The sequence below is a fragment of the Bradyrhizobium cosmicum genome, from assembly GCF_032290525.1.
Classification (GTDB): Bacteria; Pseudomonadota; Alphaproteobacteria; order Rhizobiales; family Xanthobacteraceae; genus Bradyrhizobium; species Bradyrhizobium cosmicum_A.
Map to the genome: position 1 here is coordinate 1 of NZ_JASXTA010000064.1, position 1,385 is coordinate 1,385.

Sequence of the window (1,385 nt, forward strand, 5' to 3'; positions counted from 1 at the left end):
GGGCCATGTGTGGACGGCTCCGGGTTGGCAAGGAGAATCTTCACTTGCGGCGTTGGTCGGAGCAGCCATGTGTTCGGCCTTCTTGTGCGGTACTCATGACCGCTGGCCATAATGCCCTCCGCGGATCAGGTCCCGATCAAAAGCACGCATTCGAAGATGCCATGGCCCATGTGGGTTGTCCTGATCGCCGGATCGACCGGCGCTGCATTAGTGCTGTTCGCCCTTCCAACCGTTACGTTACAGCCGGATGACCGGCTGTAATCTCGTTCACGCCGTAAGGCCGGCGGGTTCCTTATAGGGTTCGTTCCTGGCCATCATCGCCCATGCCATCCTGGCGAGCTTATTGGCGAGTGCGATGGCTGCGACCTTGGTGGGGCGGCGTGCCAACAACGCAGTGAGCCAAGGCCGTTGGCTCGTGCCATGGATCTTGGCATAGCGGATCACGGCGAGTGCGCCCGCGGTGAACAGGCTGCGTAAATAGCGATCGCCTTGCTTGCTGATACGGCCAAGCTTGTCCTTGCCCCCACTGGAGTTCTGCTTCGGCACGAGCCCGACCCAGGCCGAGAAGTCCCGCCCCGATCGGAAGGTTGTGGCATCGGCAACGCTTGCGACTAGCGCCGTTGCCAGTGCTGGACCGACGCCAGGGATCACATCCAGTCGCCTGCTCGTCGCGTTTGATCGATGCCAGGCGATAATGCGCTTATCGAACTCCAGGATCTGAGCCTTTAGTACCCGCAACTGACCGCCGAGAGCCGCAAGACACGCGCGGGCCACCTCCGGGACCCGGCGGTCAGCTGGATCGGCGACGACTTCCAACAGCTGTTCGACGCCCCTGCGCCCGACGGGGGCAACAATCCCGAACTCGGCCAGATATGCACGGATCGAGTTGATGACAGCAGTCTGCTGGCGAATGAAGAGATGGCGTACGCGATGAAGCATCAGACAGCTCTGTTGCTCGTTCGTCTTGGTCGGCACGAACCGCATGTTGGGCCTTGTGACCGCCTCGCAAATAGCCTCCGCGTCGGTGCTGTCGTTCTTCTGCCGCTTGACGTAGGGCTTCACATAGGCCGGAGGCATCAGACGCACCGTATGCCCCAACGCCTGCAGCTCGCGAGACCAATGGTGCGATGAAGCGCAAGCCTCGATCCCAACTAGACACGGCGGCAACTTCTCAAAGAAGGACAGCACGAAGCGGCGCCTGAGCTGACGGCGTATGACCACCTGGCCGGCTGCATCGACCCCATGTACTTGGAAGACCGACTTCGCGATATCCAGACCAATTGTTGAAACTGACTGCATAGGTTGCTCCTCCGAATCGTGGGAGCCTTAAACGGCGCCCAGTCTTTGGCACTCTCGTGCCCGTGGAGGAGCCGTCCACAGCATCA

The 1,385-nt window shown here is 60.9% G+C and carries 1 protein-coding gene; it reads right to left on the reverse strand.

The annotated features are described in order from the left end of the window. Positions 1-267: 267 nt before the first annotated feature. Positions 268-1,299: an IS110 family transposase gene (locus QSV46_RS38990; RefSeq protein WP_314963994.1), complete on the reverse strand. Its 1,032-nt coding sequence runs from the start codon at positions 1,297-1,299 to the stop codon at positions 268-270. Positions 1,300-1,385 lie beyond the last annotated feature (86 nt).